19 protein-coding genes and 3 tRNA genes are annotated in these 18,928 nt (G+C 70.2%); 16 read left to right on the forward strand and 6 right to left on the reverse strand.

What is annotated here, in order from left to right:
- The first annotated feature begins 8 nt into the window (after window positions 1-8).
- The 6 genes from ubiE to DAI20_RS05430 all read left to right on the forward strand — a co-directional run bounded on the left by ubiE (window position 9) and on the right by DAI20_RS05430 (window position 7,200).
- Window positions 9-731, forward strand: coding sequence for a bifunctional demethylmenaquinone methyltransferase/2-methoxy-6-polyprenyl-1,4-benzoquinol methylase UbiE (ubiE, locus tag DAI20_RS05405; RefSeq protein WP_108249473.1), 723 nt, complete (start codon window positions 9-11; stop codon window positions 729-731).
- Between the two features lie 35 nt (window positions 732-766).
- A complete protein-coding gene (locus DAI20_RS05410) occupies window positions 767-1,873 on the forward strand; it encodes a polyprenyl synthetase family protein (RefSeq protein WP_108249764.1) in 1,107 nt (368 codons plus the stop codon).
- Between the two features lie 76 nt (window positions 1,874-1,949).
- Window positions 1,950-3,332: an FAD-dependent oxidoreductase gene (locus DAI20_RS05415; RefSeq protein WP_108249474.1), complete on the forward strand. Its 1,383-nt coding sequence runs from the start codon at window positions 1,950-1,952 to the stop codon at window positions 3,330-3,332.
- A 204-nt stretch (window positions 3,333-3,536) separates the two neighbouring features.
- Window positions 3,537-5,582 carry a putative bifunctional diguanylate cyclase/phosphodiesterase gene (locus DAI20_RS05420; protein WP_108249475.1) on the forward strand — a complete coding sequence of 682 codons (2,046 nt, stop codon included), beginning with the start codon at window positions 3,537-3,539 and terminating at the stop codon, window positions 5,580-5,582.
- Window positions 5,583-5,670: 88 nt separating this feature from the next.
- Window positions 5,671-6,486: a GGDEF domain-containing protein gene (locus DAI20_RS05425; protein WP_108249476.1), complete on the forward strand. Its 816-nt coding sequence runs from the start codon at window positions 5,671-5,673 to the stop codon at window positions 6,484-6,486.
- Between the two features lie 132 nt (window positions 6,487-6,618).
- A complete protein-coding gene (locus tag DAI20_RS05430; protein ID WP_108249477.1) occupies window positions 6,619-7,200 on the forward strand; it encodes a hypothetical protein in 582 nt (193 codons plus the stop codon).
- A gap of 9 nt (window positions 7,201-7,209) precedes the next feature.
- Here DAI20_RS05430 and cls read toward each other — a convergent pair whose 3' ends face one another.
- The 3 genes from cls to DAI20_RS05445 all read right to left on the reverse strand — a co-directional run bounded on the left by cls (window position 7,210) and on the right by DAI20_RS05445 (window position 10,381).
- A complete protein-coding gene (gene cls, locus DAI20_RS05435; protein ID WP_108249478.1) occupies window positions 7,210-8,676 on the reverse strand; it encodes a cardiolipin synthase in 1,467 nt (488 codons plus the stop codon).
- 186 nt (window positions 8,677-8,862) lie between these two features.
- Window positions 8,863-9,351, reverse strand: a complete 489-nt coding sequence (locus DAI20_RS05440; protein WP_108249479.1) for a YajQ family cyclic di-GMP-binding protein — start codon at window positions 9,349-9,351, stop codon at window positions 8,863-8,865.
- Window positions 9,352-9,361: 10 nt separating this feature from the next.
- On the reverse strand, window positions 9,362-10,381 hold the full coding sequence (locus tag DAI20_RS05445) for a LacI family DNA-binding transcriptional regulator (RefSeq protein WP_108249480.1): 1,020 nt from the start codon (window positions 10,379-10,381) through the stop codon (window positions 9,362-9,364).
- A 108-nt stretch (window positions 10,382-10,489) separates the two neighbouring features.
- Here DAI20_RS05445 and DAI20_RS05450 point away from each other — a divergent pair.
- The 3 genes from DAI20_RS05450 (at window position 10,490) to DAI20_RS05460 (ending at window position 12,823) form a co-directional block, all read left to right on the forward strand.
- Window positions 10,490-10,571 (forward strand) — tRNA-Tyr (locus DAI20_RS05450).
- A gap of 133 nt (window positions 10,572-10,704) precedes the next feature.
- Entirely contained in the window at window positions 10,705-11,535 is an 831-nt protein-coding gene (locus DAI20_RS05455) for an inositol monophosphatase family protein (RefSeq protein WP_108249481.1), read from the forward strand.
- Window positions 11,536-11,728: 193 nt separating this feature from the next.
- A complete protein-coding gene (locus DAI20_RS05460) occupies window positions 11,729-12,823 on the forward strand; it encodes a M23 family metallopeptidase (protein ID WP_108249482.1) in 1,095 nt (364 codons plus the stop codon).
- A 97-nt stretch (window positions 12,824-12,920) separates the two neighbouring features.
- Here DAI20_RS05460 and DAI20_RS05465 read toward each other — a convergent pair whose 3' ends face one another.
- Window positions 12,921-14,660 (reverse strand): glycoside hydrolase family 13 protein, encoded by a 1,740-nt coding sequence (locus DAI20_RS05465; protein ID WP_108249483.1) that lies wholly within the window; start codon window positions 14,658-14,660, stop codon window positions 12,921-12,923.
- A 220-nt stretch (window positions 14,661-14,880) separates the two neighbouring features.
- Window positions 14,881-15,054, reverse strand: coding sequence for a zinc transporter permease (locus tag DAI20_RS05470; RefSeq protein ID WP_108249484.1), 174 nt, complete (start codon window positions 15,052-15,054; stop codon window positions 14,881-14,883).
- Between the two features lie 64 nt (window positions 15,055-15,118).
- Here DAI20_RS05470 and DAI20_RS05475 point away from each other — a divergent pair, with 64 nt between their 5' ends.
- The 5 genes from DAI20_RS05475 to DAI20_RS05495 all read left to right on the forward strand — a co-directional run bounded on the left by DAI20_RS05475 (window position 15,119) and on the right by DAI20_RS05495 (window position 17,185).
- The gene (locus tag DAI20_RS05475; RefSeq protein WP_240605882.1) at window positions 15,119-15,547 is read left to right on the forward strand and encodes a VOC family protein; all 429 of its coding nucleotides are present in this window, start codon (window positions 15,119-15,121) and stop codon (window positions 15,545-15,547) included.
- Between the two features lie 78 nt (window positions 15,548-15,625).
- Window positions 15,626-15,697: transfer RNA gene (locus DAI20_RS05480), tRNA-Thr, on the forward strand.
- A gap of 37 nt (window positions 15,698-15,734) precedes the next feature.
- A tRNA-Met gene (locus tag DAI20_RS05485) sits at window positions 15,735-15,808 on the forward strand.
- Window positions 15,809-16,002: 194 nt separating this feature from the next.
- A complete protein-coding gene (locus DAI20_RS05490; protein ID WP_159084923.1) occupies window positions 16,003-16,878 on the forward strand; it encodes a DUF4190 domain-containing protein in 876 nt (291 codons plus the stop codon).
- A 67-nt stretch (window positions 16,879-16,945) separates the two neighbouring features.
- Window positions 16,946-17,185, forward strand: coding sequence for a hypothetical protein (locus DAI20_RS05495; RefSeq protein ID WP_108249486.1), 240 nt, complete (start codon window positions 16,946-16,948; stop codon window positions 17,183-17,185).
- 86 nt (window positions 17,186-17,271) lie between these two features.
- Here the strand turns inward: DAI20_RS05495 and DAI20_RS05500 are convergent, their stop codons facing one another.
- Window positions 17,272-17,964 carry a DedA family protein gene (locus DAI20_RS05500; RefSeq protein ID WP_108249487.1) on the reverse strand — a complete coding sequence of 231 codons (693 nt, stop codon included), beginning with the start codon at window positions 17,962-17,964 and terminating at the stop codon, window positions 17,272-17,274.
- 66 nt (window positions 17,965-18,030) lie between these two features.
- Here DAI20_RS05500 and DAI20_RS05505 point away from each other — a divergent pair, with 66 nt between their 5' ends.
- Together DAI20_RS05505 and DAI20_RS05510 are read left to right on the forward strand one after the other, a co-directional pair.
- Window positions 18,031-18,480 (forward strand): FAS1-like dehydratase domain-containing protein, encoded by a 450-nt coding sequence (locus DAI20_RS05505; protein WP_108249488.1) that lies wholly within the window; start codon window positions 18,031-18,033, stop codon window positions 18,478-18,480.
- Entirely contained in the window at window positions 18,477-18,905 is a 429-nt protein-coding gene (locus DAI20_RS05510) for a MaoC family dehydratase (RefSeq protein ID WP_108249489.1), read from the forward strand. The genes DAI20_RS05505 and DAI20_RS05510 overlap by 4 nt, the downstream gene beginning before the upstream one ends.
- Window positions 18,906-18,928 lie beyond the last annotated feature (23 nt).

Below are 18,928 nucleotides of genomic sequence, written 5' to 3' on the forward strand. Positions count from 1 at the left end.
GAGCGCTCATGAGCCGTGCAGACCTCTCCAAGCAGCCGTCCCAGGTGGCGGCGATGTTCAACAAGGTCTCCACGCACTACGACCGCACCAACTCGGCGCTCTCGGTCGGCAACGACGCCCTGTGGCGCGTGGCCACGAGCCGCGCTGTCGCCCCGCGCGCCGGGGAACTCATTCTCGACCTTGCCGCGGGTACCGGCACGTCCAGCGCGTCTCTCGCCGGGACGGGCGCCCGGGTCGTCGCCGCGGACTTCTCCGAGGGCATGATCGCCGTCGGCCGCTCTCGCCACGGCGACAACCCGCTCATCGAGTTCGTGCAGGCGGACGCGATGAACCTGCCGTTCGAGAGCGAGACCTTCGACGCCGTGACCATCTCCTTCGGCCTCCGCAACATCGTGGACCCGAAGAAGGCGCTCGCCGAGATGCACCGCGTCACGAAGCCCGGCGGCCGGGTCGTCATCTGCGAGTTCTCCACCCCGCCGTTCGCCCCCATCCGCGCCGGGTACGGCGCGTACCTGAAGCGCGTCATGCCCCTGCTGGTGCGCGTCGTCAGCTCCAACCCGGACGCCTACGGCTACCTCGCCGAGTCCATCGAGGCGTGGCCGGACCAGAAGACGCTCTGCGGCTGGATGCGCGACGCCGGCTTCACTGACGTGGCCTACCGCAATCTCACCGCCGGCATCGTGGCCGTGCACCGGGGCCGCAAGCCCGCAGCGAACAGCGTCCCGTCCTGAGCCCCGGCACAGGCGACGAAGTTAGGGTGGAACCCGTGAGACCGACCCTTCCGCTTGCCCGGCGTTCCACGGCCATCTCGGCCAACGTGGGGCTGGGCGAGAGGCTCTTCGCTACCTCCGAGGAGCGTGACTTCGCGCGCCTCGTCGACGACGGGCTCGCCCTCGTCGACGACGGGCTCGCCCTCGTCGAGGCCGGGCTGCTGCGCGAGGTGGCCTTCGGCGACGACGTGGCGGACGTGACCGGCCGCTACCTGCTCGACGCGGGCGGCAAGCGGGTGCGCCCCATGCTCACGCTGCTGACCGCGCAGCTCGGCGACGGCAACACCGACCAGGTGATCACGGCCGCGCAGGTCGCCGAGATCACGCACCTCGCCTCGCTCTACCACGACGACGTCATGGACGAGGCGGACCTCCGCCGGGGCGTGCCGAGCGCGCAGAACGTGTGGGGGAACTCTGTCGCGATCCTCACCGGCGACCTCCTCTTCGCCCGCGCCAGCCAGCTCGTCGCCGGCCTGGGCGAGCGGGCCATCCGCCTCCAGGCCGACACGTTCGAGCGCCTGGTGCTCGGTCAGCTTCACGAGACCATCGGCCCCCGCGACGGCGAAGACCCCATCGAGCACTACCTGAGCGTGCTCGCCGACAAGACCGGCTCCCTCATCTCCGCCGCGGCGCAGATGGGTGTCATCTTCTCCAACGCCGCCACAGAGTACGAGCAGGCGGTGCGGACCTTCGGAGAGAAGGTGGGGGTCGCGTTCCAGCTCGTGGACGACGTGATCGACCTCTCCCCGCAGCCGGAGGAGACCGGCAAGCTGGCCGGCACCGACCTGCGCGCCGGCGTGCAGACCCTGCCCCTGCTCCGCCTCCGCCGCCTCGCGGAGGACGACCCGGAGTCCGCCGCGCTGCTCGAGCGCATCGAGCGGGACGTCGACGACACGGCGGCCGAGGCCGAGGCCGAGGACGCCGCGCGAGACCTCGACGACGCCATCGCCCAGCTGCGCGATCACGAGGTGACCCGCGCAACCCTGGACGAGGCGCGCCGCTGGTCGCGCGAGGCCGTCGAGGCGCTCGAGCCGCTTCCGGACGGCCCCGTGCGCAAGGCCCTCACGCGCTTCGCCGAATCCGTGGTCGAACGCACCTCCTGATCTCCTGTGGGCCTCGCGCCCGCACGGCCCGGCGCTCTTCGGCGCGCGCGGCCAGAACGTCACACGAAAGGACCCCATGCGACCCAAGCTTCGCCTGGCCATCGTCGGAGCCGGCCCCGCGGGCATCTACGCCGCGGACATCCTGCTCAAGACCGAGAAGAAGTTCGACGTCTCCATCGACCTGTTCGAGCGGCTTCCCGCGCCCTACGGGCTCGTCCGCTACGGCGTCGCGCCCGACCACCCGCGCATCAAGGGCATCATCAACGCCCTGCGCGACGTGCTCGACCGCGGCGACATCCGCATCTTCGGCAACGTCGACTTCGGCCGCGACATCACCCTCGCCGACCTGAAGAAGCACTACAACGCCGTGATCTTCGCCACGGGCGCCATCCGCGACGCCAACCTCGACATCCCGGGCATCGACCTGCCGGGCAGCTACGGCGCGGCCGACTTCGTCAACTGGTTCGACGGTCACCCCGACGTGCCCCGCACCTGGCCGCTCGAGGCGAAGCAGGTCGCCGTGATCGGCAACGGCAACGTCGCCCTCGACGTGTCCCGCATGCTTGCCAAGCACGCGGACGACCTGCTGCCGACCGAGATCCCCGCGAACGTGTACGAGGGGCTCAAGGCGTCGCCCGTCACGGACGTGCACGTGTTCGGCCGCCGCGGCCCGGCCCAGGTGCGGTTCACGCCCCTGGAGCTGCGTGAGCTCGGCGAGGTCCACGACGTCGACATGGTGCTCTACGACGAGGACTTCGAGATGGACCCCGCGTCGCAGGCTGCCATCGAGACGAACAAGCAGGTCATGGTCATCAACCGCGTGCTGAACCAGTGGCGCGCCCGCCCCACGGGCGCCGCGAGCCGCCGCCTGCACCTGCACTTCCACTCCCGCCCCGTCGAGGTGCTCGGCGCCGACGACGGCACGGGCACGCGCGTGGCCGGGCTCCGCATCGAGCGCACCCGCCCCGACGGCGCGGGCGGCGTCGTGGGGACAGGGGAGTACCGCGACTACCCCGTGCAGGCGGTGTACCGAGCGGTGGGCTACTTCGGCTCGCCCCTCTCCGAGATCCCGTTCGACGAGCGGCACGGCGTCATCCCGAACTACGAGGGGCGCGTGCTGGGCGACGGCCCGCACCCCCTGCCGGGCCTCTACGCCACGGGCTGGATCAAGCGCGGTCCCGTCGGGCTCATCGGGCACACGAAGTCGGACGCCATGGAGACGGTGCAGCACCTCATCAACGACCAGGCCGACTGGTGGACGCCGGAGTCGCCCGAGGAGGATTCCGTCGTGGCCCTGCTCGAGGAGCGCGGCATCGACTTCACCAATCTCGACGGCTGGCACGCGCTCGACCAGCACGAGCTGGCGCTGGGCGAGGCCGAGGGCCGTGTCCGCGTGAAGGTCGTCCCCCGCGAGGAGATGGTGGCGGTCTCCAAGCGCCGCGCCCCCGTCCCGAGCTGACCCCCGCGCACCACCGGCTCGTGTCCCGGCGACCTGGGGTCCCCCGGGATGCGAGCCGATGCCGGTGGAACGGGGTAGCCTTGCAGTCCATCACGCGGGTTGCAGGTGCACGGAGATGGCCGGCCCGGCCGTCGCTGTGACGTCACCGGGTGAGAACGAGAGCGGCTCACCTGTGCGCTGAGCGAGGCAGGTGGGGAACGCGTCATGTACTCGGATCTGCTGCGCACGGGCGAGCGGGGAATCGGGCTGTATCGATGGAACCCGCTCCGTCTGGAGCTGTCGTGGGACGAGACCGCGGCCGCGATCTTCGAGGGCGACCCGGCGATGTCGGGGTTCGACATCTGGAGCACCCGCGTCCACCCGGATGACCACGACCGCGTGCTCCGGACCTTCTCGCAGCCGGAGGACGCGGAGGAGGTGTACCGGCTGGTCATGGACGACCGCGGAACCCGCCACGTGCTCAGCCGCGTCACGGGCCGCTCGGTCGATCCCCGGACGGGGGAGCCCGTCTTCACCGGCGTGATGATGGACGTCACCTCCGCGTACCAGCCGAGCGTGATGCTGAGCTCCATGCTCGACCTGATCAGTGACGGCTTCCTCATGCTGGACAGCGACTACCGGATCACCTACCTGAACAGGCGTGCGGAGGCGATCCTCGGCTCGGTCGGCGTCCCTCTGCTGGGGAGCATCCTCTGGGACTCGTTCCCGGACGCGAGCGAGCTGTTCCGGGTGTCGTATGCGAAGGCCATGAACGAGGGGATCGCCGCGGCGTTCGAGGCGTACTATCCCGCTCCTCTGGACATGTGGCTGGAGGTGCGGGCGTGGCCGAGCAACGACGGCATCCTCGTCTACTTCCAGAACATCACGGAGCGCCGTGCGAGGCAGGACGAACGAGAGCGACTGCTGGAGTCCGAGCGGCGAGCGCGCGAGGAGGCCGACGAGGCCCTCGTGGTCGCGCAGCGGGCGCGCATCCAACTCGCGTACCAGGCCAGCCACGATCCGCTGACGAGACTGATCAACCGGAGCGAGTTCGAGCGGCTTCTCCGCGAGCGGCTCGCGAAGCAGCGCCCGGGAGGCGCGGCACTCACGATCCTCTTCCTCGACCTCGATCGCTTCAAGTTGATCAACGACTCACTCGGCCACGCGGTGGGGGACGCCCTGCTCATGCAGGTCGCCGCACGCATCGCCCGCATCGTCGGCCAGGACGGCGCAGCCGCGCGTCTCGGTGGCGACGAGTTCGTGGTGTTGCTCGACGGCGCTTCGGAGGACGCGGTCATCGGACTCTGCGACCGGCTCCTCCGGGAGCTGCGCGAGCCGGTGGACCTGCCGCAGTACACGTTGAGCACCACGGTGAGCATCGGGCTCGCGTCCGCGGACGGCCCGATGGAGGCGACGACACTGCTGCGCAACGCGGACATCGCCCTCTACCGGGCGAAGGACGCCGGGCGGGATCGCTTCGCGTGGTTCGACTCCGAGGCGCACCGCACGCTCGCCGACCGGATGTCGCTCGAGCGCGACCTGCGCGCCGCCCTGGACGATGGCGTCATCGACGTGCACTATCAGCCCCTGTTCTCGTTGCGGGACGGCAACCTCTCCGGAGTCGAGGCGTTGGCGCGCTGGCAGCGCACTCCGAGGAGCCGTGTCGGCCCCGGGGTGTTCATCCCCCTCGCCGAGGATGCCGGGCTCATCAGCCGGCTGGGTCGGCACGTGGCCAGCACCGCCATCGCGCAGGCGAAGCAGTGGCTCGACATCCCCGACTTCAGGGTGTGGATCAACGTGTCCGGGCGGCAGTTCAGCACCTCCCGGGTCGCGGAGGAGATCGTGCGGGACTTCTCCGAGTCGGGCGTGCCACCGGAACGGCTCGGGGTGGAGGTCACCGAATCGGTGCTCGCCGACGAGGCGGTGGCCGTGGCTGCGCTGCGCGCGCTGGCGTCGCGAGGCGTCGCCGTGGCGATCGACGACTTCGGCACCGGCTACAGCTCCATCGCCCGGCTCTCCACCCTGCCCATCTCCGTGCTCAAGATCGACCGCTCCTTCATCGCGGACGCCGAGACCGCGCGCGGCAGGGCGTCCCTCACCGTCATCGTCGACCTGGCACGCGTGAACGGCATGAGCACCGTAGCCGAGGGGATCGAGACACCGAGGCAACTCGAGATCGTCCGGGAGGTGGGCGTCACCCATGCCTCCGGCTACCTGCTCGGTCGCCCCGCTCCGGCCGCGGACCTGGTGCGCCGGCTCCCCGGCTTCTGAATAGCGCGTGCCGGTTCCGCCGCCGCCGGGAGCCCTGGGTCCCTCGCCCTTGAAGCACGGCGGAGCAGTCGTCCCTAGGCTTGACCGAATGGGGATGCTGTCGGCTGTACTGAACGGGATCGCGGGAGTCGGCTGTCTCGCCATCGCGGGGCTGATCCTGCACGCCATGTACCGCCGGCGCCAGCCGACGGCCAGGCCGATCCGACTCGCGGCGGCTGGCCTGCTTGCGTTCACGGGGATGCACCTGCTCAGGGACGCGTTCATGCTGTTCTCCTCAGCCGCCGACGCCGACAGCACCATGCGCGAGGTCTCCAGCCGGCCCGGCAATCTGGTACTCGACGGTCTCCTCGCCCTGGTCGCTCTCGCGGTGGTCGCCCTGCTGGTCGCCCGTCCGGCACCGGCGCGAACGCAGTCGATGTTCCCATGGAGGCCAGAGCAGGGATCCGGCACCGGGACTGCAGACCCCCTCACCGGCCTGCCCAACCGCGCGGCGCTGCTGGAGACGCTGAAGGATTACGAGGACGACGGCAGGAACGCCATCGTCCTCGACATCGACGTGCACGGCCTTCGAGAGGTGAACGCGGATCACGGGCGCGACGCCGGGGACCGCATCCTCAGAGACGTCGCGCAGCGGCTCGCCGGGGGCATCCGCGAGCAGGAGTACGTCTTCCATCTCGGTGGGGTCGAGTTCGTCGTCCTCGGCATCGGGCACGGCCCCGCGGACGCGGCGTCGCTGTACTCCCGCACGGAGACGCTGATGTCGCGATCGATCTCCGTTCCCGGCGGGGCCCTGTCCGTGAAGAACTCGGTCGGCACCAGATTCGGCACGGCCGGCGACCTGGGGGACCTCCTCGACCAGGCGCGCGGCTCGGCGCTCAGAGCTTCCGGGCATCCCACCGGTTGACTGTGCCTCGGCTGTGTGGCGGGCCGGAGGGGCGCTCTCAGCAGTCACGAGGCGTGCACGGAAAGCGGATCCCGGTGGTCGGGCGGGGCGAGAACCGTTGAGTTCGCGCCCCCGCCATGGTTATCTCGTGTCATGTATCTGTTCGATGAGCCCGCACGCGCCAGGCAGTCGGACGAGGAGCGCCTCGCGGAGTTCGGCCCCCCGGTCTTCACCTTCGTGCCCCAGCTGAGGCTGGCCGAGCGCGGCTGGAGCTGGTCGGGCACGGGTGGACGCACGCTGGAGGCGCAGGTGCACCACTGGCTCGCGGACCAGAACGGCAACTTCTGGTTCGAGGACACGCCGAGCGGTCCCCAGGGCATCGCGGAGCTTCGCGGCTACGTCTTCACCGACGATCCCGAGTCCTTTGACGGGATGTCGAACGTGCTCCGGGCCGCGCTCGACCAGCACCTTGGGTACGTGCTGCTCGACTGGGACGCGCGGGACTCGTCGGACTACACCGAGCTCTCGCGGCTTCCCGACGCGACGGTGCAGATCGTGGCGAAGCGGCCGACGCACGCGACCCTGCCCATCGACGGGATCTACCACCCCGCCATCCGGCTCGAGCACAACGGCTGGATCGGCACCTCCGCCCGCGTCGGGTACCGGCTGGTGACGCTGGTCATCCACTCCACCGAGATCCCGAAGATCGACACGATGCTCACAGCGCGGCGCTAGCCGCCCGCGTCACTGAACGGCCGAGGTCAGCCGCGCGAGGTTGTCGAGCACCCGGCCGCCGATGCGCCGCTTCTCCCACTCGTCGAGGGTCAGCTCGCGGCTCGCCTCGCGGTAGCCCTGCTCGACCCTGCGGAGGGCCGTCACGAACTCCGGCCCCCGCACCATGAGCGACACCTCGGCGTTGAGGGTGAACGAGCGGATGTCCATGTTGCTCGAGCCGATCACGGCGACGTCGTCGTCGATCGTGAAGTGCTTTGCGTGCAGGATGTACGGGGCCCGGTACATGAAGATCCGCACGCCGGCCTTCAGCAGCGTCTCGTAGTACGAGCGCTGGGCGTGGTAGACGACGGGCTGGTCCCCGACCTCGCTGACGAACAGCTCGACGTGCAGGCCCCGCTGTACGGCCGTGGTGATGGCGTAGGTCATCGAATCGTCCGGCACGAAGTAGGGGCTCGTGATGACGATGCGTTCCTGCGCGTAGTAGAGCAGGGCGTTGAACAGGCGGAGGTTGTTCTCGCCCTCGAACCCCGGCCCGCTCGGCACGACCTGGCAGTCGAGCTGCTCGGGTCGCTCCCTCGGCACCGCGTTCTCGCTCTCGCGGACGAGGAGCTCGTCCGTCTCGGAGTACCAGTCGGTGATGAAGATTGCGTTGATGCCCGTGACGATGGGGCCCTCCAGCCGCACCATCAGGTCCTTCCACTTGAGGCCGCGCTCGCGGTTGATCACCCGGTTGTAGGTGCGGTGCACCATGTTCTGCGAGCCCATGAAGGCCACCTGGCCGTCGACGACCAGGAGCTTGCGGTGATTGCGCAGGTCGGGCCGCTGCCAGCGCCCGCGCAGCGGCTGCACCGGCAGCATGACCCGCCAGCTCACGCCGATCCGGTCGAGCTTCCGCTTCGTGCGGCGGAAGCCGGGCGTGCGCAGGGACGCGATGTGGTCCATGAGGACGCGGACGGTCACGCCCCGGCGCACGGCGTCCTCCATCGCGTCGAAGAACGGCGCGGACATGGTGTCCCAGGACAGGATGTAGAACTCCACGTGCACGTAGCGCTGTGCGCGCCGCACCTCGTCGGCCATCGCCCGGATGGTGTCCTGGTACTCCTCGAGCAGACGCGCCGAGTTGCCGCCGACCAGCGGCATCGCGCCGAGCCGCCGGTTGAGCTCGACGACCGAATCCAGCCACGACGGCCACACGTGGTCCCGGCGCACCCGGTCCACGCCCTCCGTCGTCTCGAGGATGAAGCGGTTGATCTCCGCCTGCTTCTGCCGCCTGCGTCGCGGCAGCTTGTTGCTGCCGAACAGGAGGAACAGCAGGATGCCGAGGTAGGGGAGGAAGAAGATGGCCATGAGCCAGGCCATGGCCGTGGTGGGGCGGCGGTTGCGGGGGATGTAGATGAGTGCGAGGACGCGCACGAGGAGATCGACCCCGAACACCAGCGCGATCAGCGCGAGGGTGATCGTCGACAGGTCAGCCATACTGCCCGAAGTCTACCGAGCGGCCCTCTGCGCCCTCAGGCCCCCATCGGGGTCGTTCCGGGCGATGCCCCTGCCCAGGCAGAAGGATCGTGCGCAGCTAAAAGCTGGGCAGGGCGAGAGGCGCCACTCCTGCAGGCGGGGTGGGCGGGGGCCCACTGCCTGCCTGCCTGGACGGGGGGAGCCGCGTCAGCGGAAGTTGACGAACTGCAGATCGAGGTCGAGGTCGGCGCCCTTGAGCAGCGCGATGGTGGCCTGCAGGTCGTCGCGGCTCTTGGAGCTGACCCGCAGCTCGTCGCCCTCGACGCGGCTCTTCACGGTCTTCGGCGCCTCGTCGCGGATGAGCTTGCCGATCTTCTTGGCGTGCTCGGCGTCGATGCCCTCCTTGAGCTTCGCCTCGATGCGGTACTCCTTGCCGGAGGCGAAGGGCTCGCCGGCGTCGAGGCTCTTGAGTGAGATCCCGCGCTTGATGAGCTTGGACTCGAACACGTCGAGGATGGCCTTCACGCGCTCCTCGCTCGACGCCTTCATCAGCACCTTCTCGCCGCTCCACTCGATCGAGGCGCCGACGTTCTTGAAGTCGTAGCGCTGCTCGACCTCCTTGCTCGCCTGGTGCAGAGCGTTGTCGGCCTCCATGCGGTTGACCTTGCTGACGACGTCGAACGAGGAATCTGCCATGTGCTCAATGTTAAAGGGTGGAGGGCCGCGCCGTGCTTGCGCGCACGACGAGCTCGTACGGCATCCGCACGTCCTGGTCCCTGCCGCGGTCGTCGCCCTCCGCGAGGTCGTCGAGGATCATGGACGCCGCACGCCAGCCCTGATCGCGGGGGAACTGGGCCACCGTGCTGAGCCCGAAGAACGCCGCCAGCTCGTGGTCGTCCACCCCGATCACGGACACGTCGTGCGGCACCGCGAGGCCGAGATCGCGGGCGGCAAGGATGGCCCCGATCGCCATCTCGTCCGACGCCGCGAAGATGGCGGTGGGGCGCTGTCGCGGGTTGCCGAGCAGCTGCTTCGCGGCGACGTAGCCGCCCTGGATCGTGTAGTCGGCGCGGTGGAAGAGCTCAGGGTTCGGGGCCAGCCCCGCATCCGCCAGGGCGCTCTGGTACCCGCGGAGCCGGTCGCCGCTCAGGCTGAACTCGTGCTCGGCCTCGGGGTTCTCGCCGATCAGGGCGATGCGCGTGTGACCGAGCGCGAGCAGGTGCTCCGTGGCGAGCCTCGCGACCTCGACGTCGTCGATGCTGAGCGTCGGGACGCCGGGCAACGGGCCGCCCACCGCGACGAGCGGCTTGCCGAGCCCGAGCAGCGTCGAGATCTCGTGCGGCCGGAGCTTCAGGCAGATCGTGAGCACCGCATCCACCCTGCGCCGCAGGAGGAAGTCCTCGAACAGGCTCTGCCGGGTGTCCGCGCCGCCCGAGAGGTTGTAGAGCGTGAGGTCGTACCCGCTTTGCCGCAGCGCGGCCTGGGCGCCCTCGAGCACCTGCCCGAAGTACCAGCGGTTCACGAAGGGGATGACGACCCCAACGTTGCGGGTGCGGCCCGACGCCAGGCCGGACGCGGTGGAGGAGACGACGTAGTCCAGCTCCGCCACGGCGCGCTCGACCTTCGTGCGGGTGGCGGGGGAGACGTTGCCGTTGCCGCTGAGCGCGCGGGAAACCGTCGCGGTCGAGACTCCGGCGAGCCGCGCGACCTCGGAGATGCTCGCCATGCCTCAACCCTACGGGTGCGGCGCGCCGTGATTTCGCCCCAGAGGCGAGGCGTGGGTATCATTACCGAGCGCATTCGGTCGGGTGATTACACGCGGTCGGGAGCGTACGGCGAGTTACCCAAGCGGCCAAAGGGATCTGACTGTAAATCAGACTGCTCAGCATTCGGGGGTTCGAATCCCTCACTCGCCACCGGATGAACCCCCTCCTCGTGAGGGGGTTCTTCGTTTGTCCGGCCCGCAGTCCGCAGCCGAACCCTCCCGCGGCGGGCCTCACTAGCATCGAAGGGCGGCACCGGCCGCCGGACGGAAGGCGGAATCGACGCATGGACGCTCACCCCGGAACGCAGGAGCTGCTCGACATCGCGAGGAGCATCGCCCTCGAGGCCGGCGCGCTGGCCAAGAGGCGGCGTGACGAGGGCGTCGAGGTGGCCGCGTCCAAGTCGTCGCCGGAGGACGTCGTCACCTTCGCCGACCAGGAGGCGGAGGCGCTCATCCGGCGCAGGCTCGCGGAGCGCCGCCCGCAGGACGGCTTCTTCGGCGAGGAGTCCGGCGCCGAACGCGGCAGCAGCGGCCTGACCTGGGTCGTGGACCCGATCGACGGCACGGTCAACTTCCTCTACGGCATCCCCCAGTGGGCCATCAGCATCGCGGTCGTGGAGGGCGAGCCGGACCCGACCACCTGGCGCGCGATCGCGGGCTGCGTCTACGCGCCCGCGTCCGAAGAGGTGTTCACCGCCGGCGCAGGCGCCGGGGCCTTCCTGGGCGACGTCCCGCTGCGGGCCAGCGCCTCGACAGATCTCTCACAGGCACTCGTCGCGACCGGGTTCTCCTACAGCGCCGAGCGCCGCGGAAAGCAGGCCGCCGTGGTGTCCGAGCTCATCACGCGTGTCCGCGACATCCGTCGCGTCGGGTCCGCGGCCCTCGACCTCTGCTACGTGGGCGCGGGGCGGCTGGACGGGTACTACGAGCAGGGGCTGAACCCGTGGGACATGGCCGCGGGCGCGCTCGTCGCGGCCGAAGCGGGGGCCCGGGTGACGGGCTGGGACGGTGCGCCCGCGAGCCGGGGCTTCCTCCTCGCGGCGGCTCCCGGGGTGGCCGGCGGACTCGAGGATCTACTGCGCGAGCAGTTCCCCCTGATGGGGGAACTGGCTTAACGCCGGAAATATAGGTACTCTTTACCGATCCGTTATAAAGCCACCGGCGCGCCGGTCTTGCGGATCACTCCCTTACCCAGTAGTTCCGGCGCTTCCCGTGCGCCCCGGTCTCCAGGAGACACCTATTCTTTCGCCTGCCGCATCGCGTATGCGCGCTCCCCGACCCCGCGCCCGCGCGCCCCGGAGTGTGTGAATGCCTACCCCGACCCAGGACCAGAACGCTCCCCTCTCGACGCCGCTGACGCGGCGTCATCTGCGTGAGGCCGAGCGCGCCGAGCTCGCGACCCGCCGACACCGCGGGCGCCGCTCCACCTTCACGGCCGCCCCCCGCGCGGGGAGCGTGCACTCGGAGCCCCTTCCCCTGACGGCCTCGACCACCGCGATCGGCAGCAGCCCGGTCACCGCCTCCGCCCCCGTGATCGGGACCACCCCGATCACCGTGTCGGCGCCCGCCGTCGGGTTCGCACCCACGACCGCGCCCGCCCCGGTGATCGGCGTCGCCCCCGTCACCGCCGCCGCCGCGGTCGCACGCGAGCGCTCGTCCTTCTCCCGCACCGCCCGCCGGTCGGCCACCCAGTCGTTCGCCTCGAAGGGCCTCACGGTGCTCACGATGGGCTTCGTCGCGACCGTCACGGTCGCGACGTCCCTGCCCGCGAACGCGCTGTACTCGCCGGAGGAGACCATCGCGGCCCCCGTCGCCAGTGCCACGTACGCCGCCGCCGGCATGGCGGGCGCGCAGTCGGTGACCGTTCCGGACGCGAAGATGGAGACGATCGCCCACGACACCTATGCGGTCGAGGCGTACCAGGAGGTCCAGGTCGCGCAGGGCGACGGCGTCGGCACCTTCGCCAACGACCCGAACGGCACGATCCAGTGGCCGTTCAGCACCGCGGTGCCCATCTCGGGCACCTTCGGCTACCGCATCGCGCCCTGCAGCAACGGCTGCTCGAGCGACCACAAGGGTGTCGACTTCGCCCCCGGCATGGGCGCCCCGATCCAGGCGATCGCCGACGGCGTCGTGCGCTACGCGGAGAGCTCGGACTACGGCCTCGGTGTGCACGTGATCATCGACCACATGATCGACGGCCACCTGGTCACGAGCGTCTACGGCCACATGCAGTTCGGCTCGCTCAAGGTGACCGAGGGGCAGACCGTCACGGTCGGCCAGCAGATCGGCGGCGTCGGCTCCACCGGCGCATCCACCGGTCCGCACCTGCACCTCGAGATCCACCTCGAGGACGGCACGGCCATCGACCCCTACGCCTGGCTCAAGGCGCACGCCAACTAGCCCCGCAATCCATCCTCCCCCTGCCCAGGCAGGAGGATCGTGCCCAGCTTGACGCTGCGCAGGATCCTCGTGCCTGGGCAGAGGCGCGAGAGGCGGGTCAGTCCTCGACCAGCCAGACGGTGGTGTCGGTGGGCAGCACGCCCTCGCGGAGGTCCTCAGAGGAGAGCAGGACGCGACCGGAGGGCAGCTCGACCGGCACCTCGCCGAGGTTGCTGATCACCGTGACGCCGCTGTTGCGGAACGCGACGACCTCGTCGCGGAAGCCGGGGAGCCACTCGACCGCGCCGAGGCCGAGCTCGCGCTCGCGCCGCAGGCGCAGGGCGGTGCGGTACAGCTCGAGCGTCGACCCGGGCCGCCCCGCCTGGGCGGATCGGGCGTAGTCGTCCCAGTCACCGGGCTGGGGGAGCCAGCTCTCGCCCGATGGGCTGAAGCCGTACGCGGGCACGCCGGGTTCCCATGGGATCGGCACGCGGCAGCCGTCGCGCCCGTATCGCTCGCCCGCCGTGCGGAAGAACGTCGGGTCCTCGCGGAACGCGTCCGGCAGGTCGATGACCTCGGGCAGGCCGAGCTCCTCGCCCTGGTAGACGTACGCGCTGCCGGGGAGCGAGAGCATGAGCGCGCTCGCGGCCCGCGCGCGGCGCAGACCGAGCACCGCATCCGGCTTGCCCGGCGTGAGCGGGCCGATGCCGGCGCCCTGCGGGCCGCTGTCATCCAGGCCGAGCCGGCTCGCGTGGCGCACGACGTCGTGGTTGGACAGCACCCACGTGCTCGGCGCGCCCACCTCGCCGAACGCGCTGATCGAGGTGTCGATGGTCCTCCGGAGGGCCGAGGCCTCCCAGTCGGTCTCGAGATAGGTGAAGTTGAAGGCCTGGTGCATCTCGTCCGGGCGCACCCATTCTGCGAGCCGGCTCAGCGGCTCGACCCAGGCCTCGGCCACGAGTGCCCGATCGCCCTCGTACTGGTCGAGGACCCGCCGCCAGTCGCGGAAGATCTCGTGCACGCCCTCCTGCCCGAAGTAGGGCGGGATCTGCGCCTCGCCCGCCTCGAGCTCGTCGCCGAGGCCGCCGCCCATGCTGCCCGCGTCGGCGGGCGGGGTGTAGTCGGGGAGCCCGGCCGCCTTGACCATGCCGTGAGCGACGTCGACGCGGAAGCCGTCGACACCGCGATCCAGCCAGAAGCGCAGCACGTCGCGGAACCGGTCGTGCACCCACGGGTTCTCCCAGTCGAGGTCGGGCTGCGACCGGTCGAACAGGTGCAGGTACCACTGACCGGGCGTGCCGTCGGCCTCGGTGATGCGGGTCCAGGCGTTGCCGCCGAAGATTGACTGCCAGTTGTTCGGCGGCAGCTCGCCGTTCTCGCCGGAGCCATCGCGGAAGATGTAGCGGCTGCGCTCGACGCTGCCGACGGGGGAGGCCAGGGCGGCCTGGAACCAGGCGTGCTCGTTCGAGGAGTGGTTCGGAACGATGTCGACGATCACGCGCATCCCGAGGTCGTGGGCCTCGCGCTGCAGGCGGTCGAAGTCGGCGAGCGTACCGAAGCGGGGGTCGACGTCGCAGTAGTCGGCCACGTCGTACCCGGCGTCATTCTGCGGCGACGTGTAGAAGGGGGAGAGCCAGATCGCATCCACGCCGAGATCCCGCAGTGCGGGCAGGCGGTCGCTGATGCCCGCGAGGTCGCCCATCCCGTCGCCGTTCGAGTCCGCGAAGGAGCGCGGATAGATCTGGTAGATGACGGCGGAGCGCCACCACTCGGAGCCGGCGACGAGGACGGCGCCGGTGTCCGGTCCGGTGGATGAGCGGAGAGAGGCACCGGAATCCGGGCTGTTCACGGAAGACATGGTCGCTACAGTACGTCATCCCGGACGTCGTGTAAGCGCTTGCAGCCGCGGCGTGGCCGCGGGGCCGGGATGTGCGCCATCCGGCCTACTCCGGCTTCTCCTCGCGCCACTGCCGCACTATGTGCGCTGCAATCGCTTGCAGGATCCGCGCCCGTCGCGCCGTCCCAAGTACCGCGCGGGAAGACTGCGGGAAACGGCGCAGGCCGGGCGGCCGGCACTCTCACCTGCGGCGGTGGGACCCGTGCTCGTCGTAGTGGCCGTCGTGCGGCGCGTGCTTGTGGCCGTCGTGCACGTAGTCCACGTGGTCCTCGTGCTTCACGGCGGGGTGACCGCAGGTGGCGCTGTGCTCGTGCTCGGCCACGGTGTGCTCCGCCGGGTCCTTCTTGTCCGTCATGGTGGTGCTCTCCCTCCCCCGACCGTACCCTCGAAGCACCCGATGGGACCAGGAAAGGAGCATCGTGGCCGGCAAAATCGGCAACATCGTCATGGACTGCGAGAACCCCCGCGCCCTGTCGCACTTCTGGTCGGACGTGCTCGGCTATCCCCGCGCGGAGTACCCCGAGGAGATGCGTGCGGCCCTCCTGACCGCAGGGCTCTCCGAGGACGACCTTGCGGCACGGTCCATCGCGGAGGACCCGACCGGGGAGGGACCGCGCTTCTTCTTCCAGCGCGTGCCCGAGGGGAAGGTCGTGAAGAACCGCGTGCACGTCGACGTGAACGCGACGCCGGGTCGCCGGGCCACTCCGGCCGAGGTCGACGCCGAGGTGGAGCGGGTCGTCGCGCTCGGCGCGACCGTGCTGCGCAGGGCGGAGTCGATGTGGGGTCCCTACCCCGAGTACCACTACGTGATGGCCGACCCGGAGGGCAACGAGTTCTGCATCCAGTGACGCGTTCGGGAGCGGCTCACAATGCTGCTATCCTCTAACGGTGCCAACGGCCGGTCCCCTGCGGACGGGCCAGGCGACGCCCCGATAGCTCAGTGGTAGAGCATCTCCATGGTAAGGAGAAGGTCCAGGGTTCAAGTCCCTGTCGGGGCCCGGACTGTGTCAGGCCCTATGGCCGGATGAACGTCTTGGCGGGGTAGCTCAGGTGGTTAGAGCACACGGCTCATAATCGTGGTGTCGCGGGTTCAAGTCCCGCTCCCGCTACTGAACGCCCCGGAATCTCGCCGTTCCGGGGCGTTTCTTCGTTCCCGGCCGCCCGCACCCGCGGTGCCGCTGCGTGCCCGCTAGGCCGCATTCGGATTCGGCGGTCCCGACCGCCTTCGGCGGTGCATACCACACGTCCTCGACACCATAACGGGGCGTATGACGAGCCGTGGTCGCCATCCCATACTGTGCCCATGGCAGATTCTCGGCGGCTCTTCGATGGTGAAGAACCGATGGCGCCTGCCGAGACCCAGCCGCCCGCAGAGACCCCGCCCGTCGTGCCGCGGCCGACGCCGGAACCCCAGCGGAACGGGCTCGGCCTGGCGGCGTTCGTCGTCGGCGTCGTCGCGCTGTTCATCGCCGCTGTGCCCTACTTCCTCGTGCTGGCCGCTCTCCCGGCGGTGATCGGCCTCGTGTTCGGCATCGTCGCCCTCCGCATGCCCAACCGGCAGCGCGCTTTCGCCATCGCGGGCATCGCGGTGTCCTCGGTGGCCGTGCTCTTCTGCGCCCTCTACCTGGTCGTGCTTCCGGTCTTCTGGGCAGCAGGCACGGAGGATGCGCTTCCGCCGTCACCGGTGCAGGGCGTCGGGCCGACGCTGTCCGGGGGTGACGGGGCACCGGGCTCGCTCGGCACCCGCGAGCGCCCGGTGCCCATCGGTACGACCGTCAGGGTGGACTCCGCCGCGGGCACCGTCGACTGGGAGGTCATGCTCGGTCCGCCCCTGCTCGACGCGGATGACGTCCTCGCCGCATACAGCCAGTCCACCCCGCCCCCGCCGGAGGGGTTCCAGTACGCGATGGTGCCCGTCACGGTCGTCTACGTCGGCTCGGAGACCGGCACCCCCTGGGCGGACCTGGCCTTCGACTTCGTCTCCGCGGCAGGCATCGGGCATTCGTCCACCGACTCCTTCGCCGTCGCGCCGCAGCCGCTGTCCGACCTGAACAGGCTCGCCCCCGGAGCGGGCGGCACCGGGAACGTCGTGGTCGCCGTCCCGAGCGCCGACATCGAGAACGGCACCTGGGTCGTCTCGACGATGCTCGGCGACCAGTACTTCTTCTCGGCCCAATGACTCCCGACAGCGCATTCCTGAGGGTCCGCTGATGGCCGGGCACGCCGCGCACGCGTAGCGTCCCCGCATGGACATCAGCGACGTGAAGTGGAACGAGCAGGCCCGGGACAAGATTCTCACGGACTCGGATCGGGTGCTGCAGGAGGCGGTGCAGACCGTGAACGGCGAGCTCGCCGGGGAGAACTGGGAGAAGTCGTTCGCTCGGCTCATCGAGCTGCTCGAAGGGCGCTTCATCGACTTCGAGCCGGGCCCGGACATCCGCACCTACGCGGAGGCGATCCAGGACCGCAAGTTCGACCAGTCCTGACCTTCACGGCCTGAGTCGGACGATTTCCCGCCTGAACGGAGAAGGGGCGGCCGCGATGCCGCCCCTTCTCCGTCACTCCGCTCCGGTCACTCCGCGGCGAGGCGGCGGGAGCGGGCCTGGCGCGCGCGCCGCTCGTTGCGTGCCCGCCGCACGCGGCGCACCACGAGCCACAGCACGACTCCGCCGATCGCGGCATAGACGGCGTAGTTCAGCCACGACGAGTACTGGTCGACCAGGTGGTACTGGCGGCCGAGCAGCACGCCGAGGCTCACGAGGAGCGTGTTCCAGATCAGCGACCCGATCAGCGTGAAGAGGGTGAACGACGCGATCGGCATGCGCGCGCTGCCCGCCGGCAGCGAGATCAGACTGCGCACACCGGGGATCAACCTGCCGAAGAGCACGGCGGAGCGGCCGTGCCGGTGGAACCAACCGGACGCCTTCTCGAAGTCCTCCCGGTCGACCAGCGGAAGCTTGGAGAGCCAGCGGATGGCGCGCTCCTCGCCCAGCCGGTGACCGATGTAGTAGAGGATGTATGCACCGATCAGCCCGCCGAGCGTCGCGGTGAGCAGGACGAGGAACACGTTCATCCGCCCCTGCTGAGCGAGGAAGCCGGCGAGGGGCAGCACGACCTCGCTCGGGATCGGCGGGAACACGGTCTCGAGCAGCGCAAGCGCCCCGACGCCGAGCTCGCCGAGTGCATCGATGATGTTGACCGCGAGACCGGCGAGGCCCGTCAGCTGGATGTCGGGGGAGGCGGCGGTCGTGAGCAGAGTGATCATCGGCACCGTACAAGCCTGACACGGAGCTCTGGGTGCTGCCCGGGACGCAGCGCATAGGCTGGTGCGGTGTCAGTGAATCCAGACCTCGCCGGTCGGGTCTTCCCGCCCGCGTCGCCGTACCTCGTGGGCCGCGAGAAGATCCGCGAGTTCTCCCGCGCCGTCTTCGCGACCAGCCCTCTGAACCACGACCCTGAGGCCGCGCGTGCGGCCGGGTACGCCGACGTCGTGGCGCCCCCGACCTTCCCGGTGGTCATCCAGGAGGCCACGCTCGCGCAGCTGCTCGCGGAGCCCGACGCCGGCATCGACTACTCCCGCGTGGTCCACGGCGAGCAGCGGTTCGAGTCCAGCCGACCGATCGTCGCGGGCGACGAGCTGACCGCGACCCTGACCGTCGCGAGCGTCAAGTCGCTCGGCGGCAACGCGATGGTGACCGCCCGCTCCGAGATCGTCGACGGCGCGGGGGCGCACGTCGTCACCGCCACGTCCACCCTCGTCGTCCGCGGGGAGGACTCGTGAGCACCGCACCCGACATCAGTACGCTCAGCGTCGGCGACGTCGTCGCCCAGCGGACGTATCCGCTCAGCCGGGACTCCCTGGTTCGGTACGCCGGTGCGTCCGGCGACTTCAACCCCATCCACTACCGCGACGACGTGGCGGCGGACGTCGGTCTGCCCGGCGTGCTCGCGCACGGGATGCTCACCATGGGCCTCGCGGTGCAGCCGGTCGTGGACTGGGCCGGCGACCCGGGCCGTGTCGTCGACTACTCCGTGCGCTTCACCCGGCCCGTCGTCGTCTCGCCGACCGACGGCGCCGTCGTCGAGGTGTCCGCCAAGGTCGGGCAGCTGGACGCCGACGCCGGCATGGTGCGCGTCGACCTGACCGTGACGTTCGACGGCGCCACCGTGCTCGGCAAGGCGCAGGCGCGCGTCCGCCTGGCCTGATCCCGTGAGCACCGATCCCGTGG

The sequence above is a fragment of the Planctomonas deserti genome (genome assembly GCF_003067705.1).
In the GTDB taxonomy this organism is placed as follows: domain Bacteria; phylum Actinomycetota; class Actinomycetes; order Actinomycetales; family Microbacteriaceae; genus Planctomonas; species Planctomonas deserti.

Coding starts and splice junctions, on each gene's coding strand:
- ubiE (WP_108249473.1), top strand. CDS start 9: ATGAGCCGTGCAGACCTCTCCAAGCAGCCGTCCCAGGTGGCGGCGATG.
- DAI20_RS05415 (WP_108249474.1), top strand. CDS start 1,950: ATGCGACCCAAGCTTCGCCTGGCCATCGTCGGAGCCGGCCCCGCGGGC.
- DAI20_RS05420 (WP_108249475.1), top strand. CDS start 3,537: ATGTACTCGGATCTGCTGCGCACGGGCGAGCGGGGAATCGGGCTGTAT.
- DAI20_RS05425 (WP_108249476.1), top strand. CDS start 5,671: ATGGGGATGCTGTCGGCTGTACTGAACGGGATCGCGGGAGTCGGCTGT.
- DAI20_RS05430 (WP_108249477.1), top strand. CDS start 6,619: ATGTATCTGTTCGATGAGCCCGCACGCGCCAGGCAGTCGGACGAGGAG.
- cls (WP_108249478.1), bottom strand. CDS start 8,676: ATGGCTGACCTGTCGACGATCACCCTCGCGCTGATCGCGCTGGTGTTC.
- DAI20_RS05440 (WP_108249479.1), bottom strand. CDS start 9,351: ATGGCAGATTCCTCGTTCGACGTCGTCAGCAAGGTCAACCGCATGGAG.
- DAI20_RS05445 (WP_108249480.1), bottom strand. CDS start 10,381: ATGGCGAGCATCTCCGAGGTCGCGCGGCTCGCCGGAGTCTCGACCGCG.
- DAI20_RS05455 (WP_108249481.1), top strand. CDS start 10,705: ATGGACGCTCACCCCGGAACGCAGGAGCTGCTCGACATCGCGAGGAGC.
- DAI20_RS05460 (WP_108249482.1), top strand. CDS start 11,729: ATGCCTACCCCGACCCAGGACCAGAACGCTCCCCTCTCGACGCCGCTG.
- DAI20_RS05465 (WP_108249483.1), bottom strand. CDS start 14,660: ATGTCTTCCGTGAACAGCCCGGATTCCGGTGCCTCTCTCCGCTCATCC.
- DAI20_RS05470 (WP_108249484.1), bottom strand. CDS start 15,054: ATGACGGACAAGAAGGACCCGGCGGAGCACACCGTGGCCGAGCACGAG.
- DAI20_RS05490 (WP_159084923.1), top strand. CDS start 16,003: ATGGCAGATTCTCGGCGGCTCTTCGATGGTGAAGAACCGATGGCGCCT.
- DAI20_RS05495 (WP_108249486.1), top strand. CDS start 16,946: ATGGACATCAGCGACGTGAAGTGGAACGAGCAGGCCCGGGACAAGATT.
- DAI20_RS05500 (WP_108249487.1), bottom strand. CDS start 17,964: ATGATCACTCTGCTCACGACCGCCGCCTCCCCCGACATCCAGCTGACG.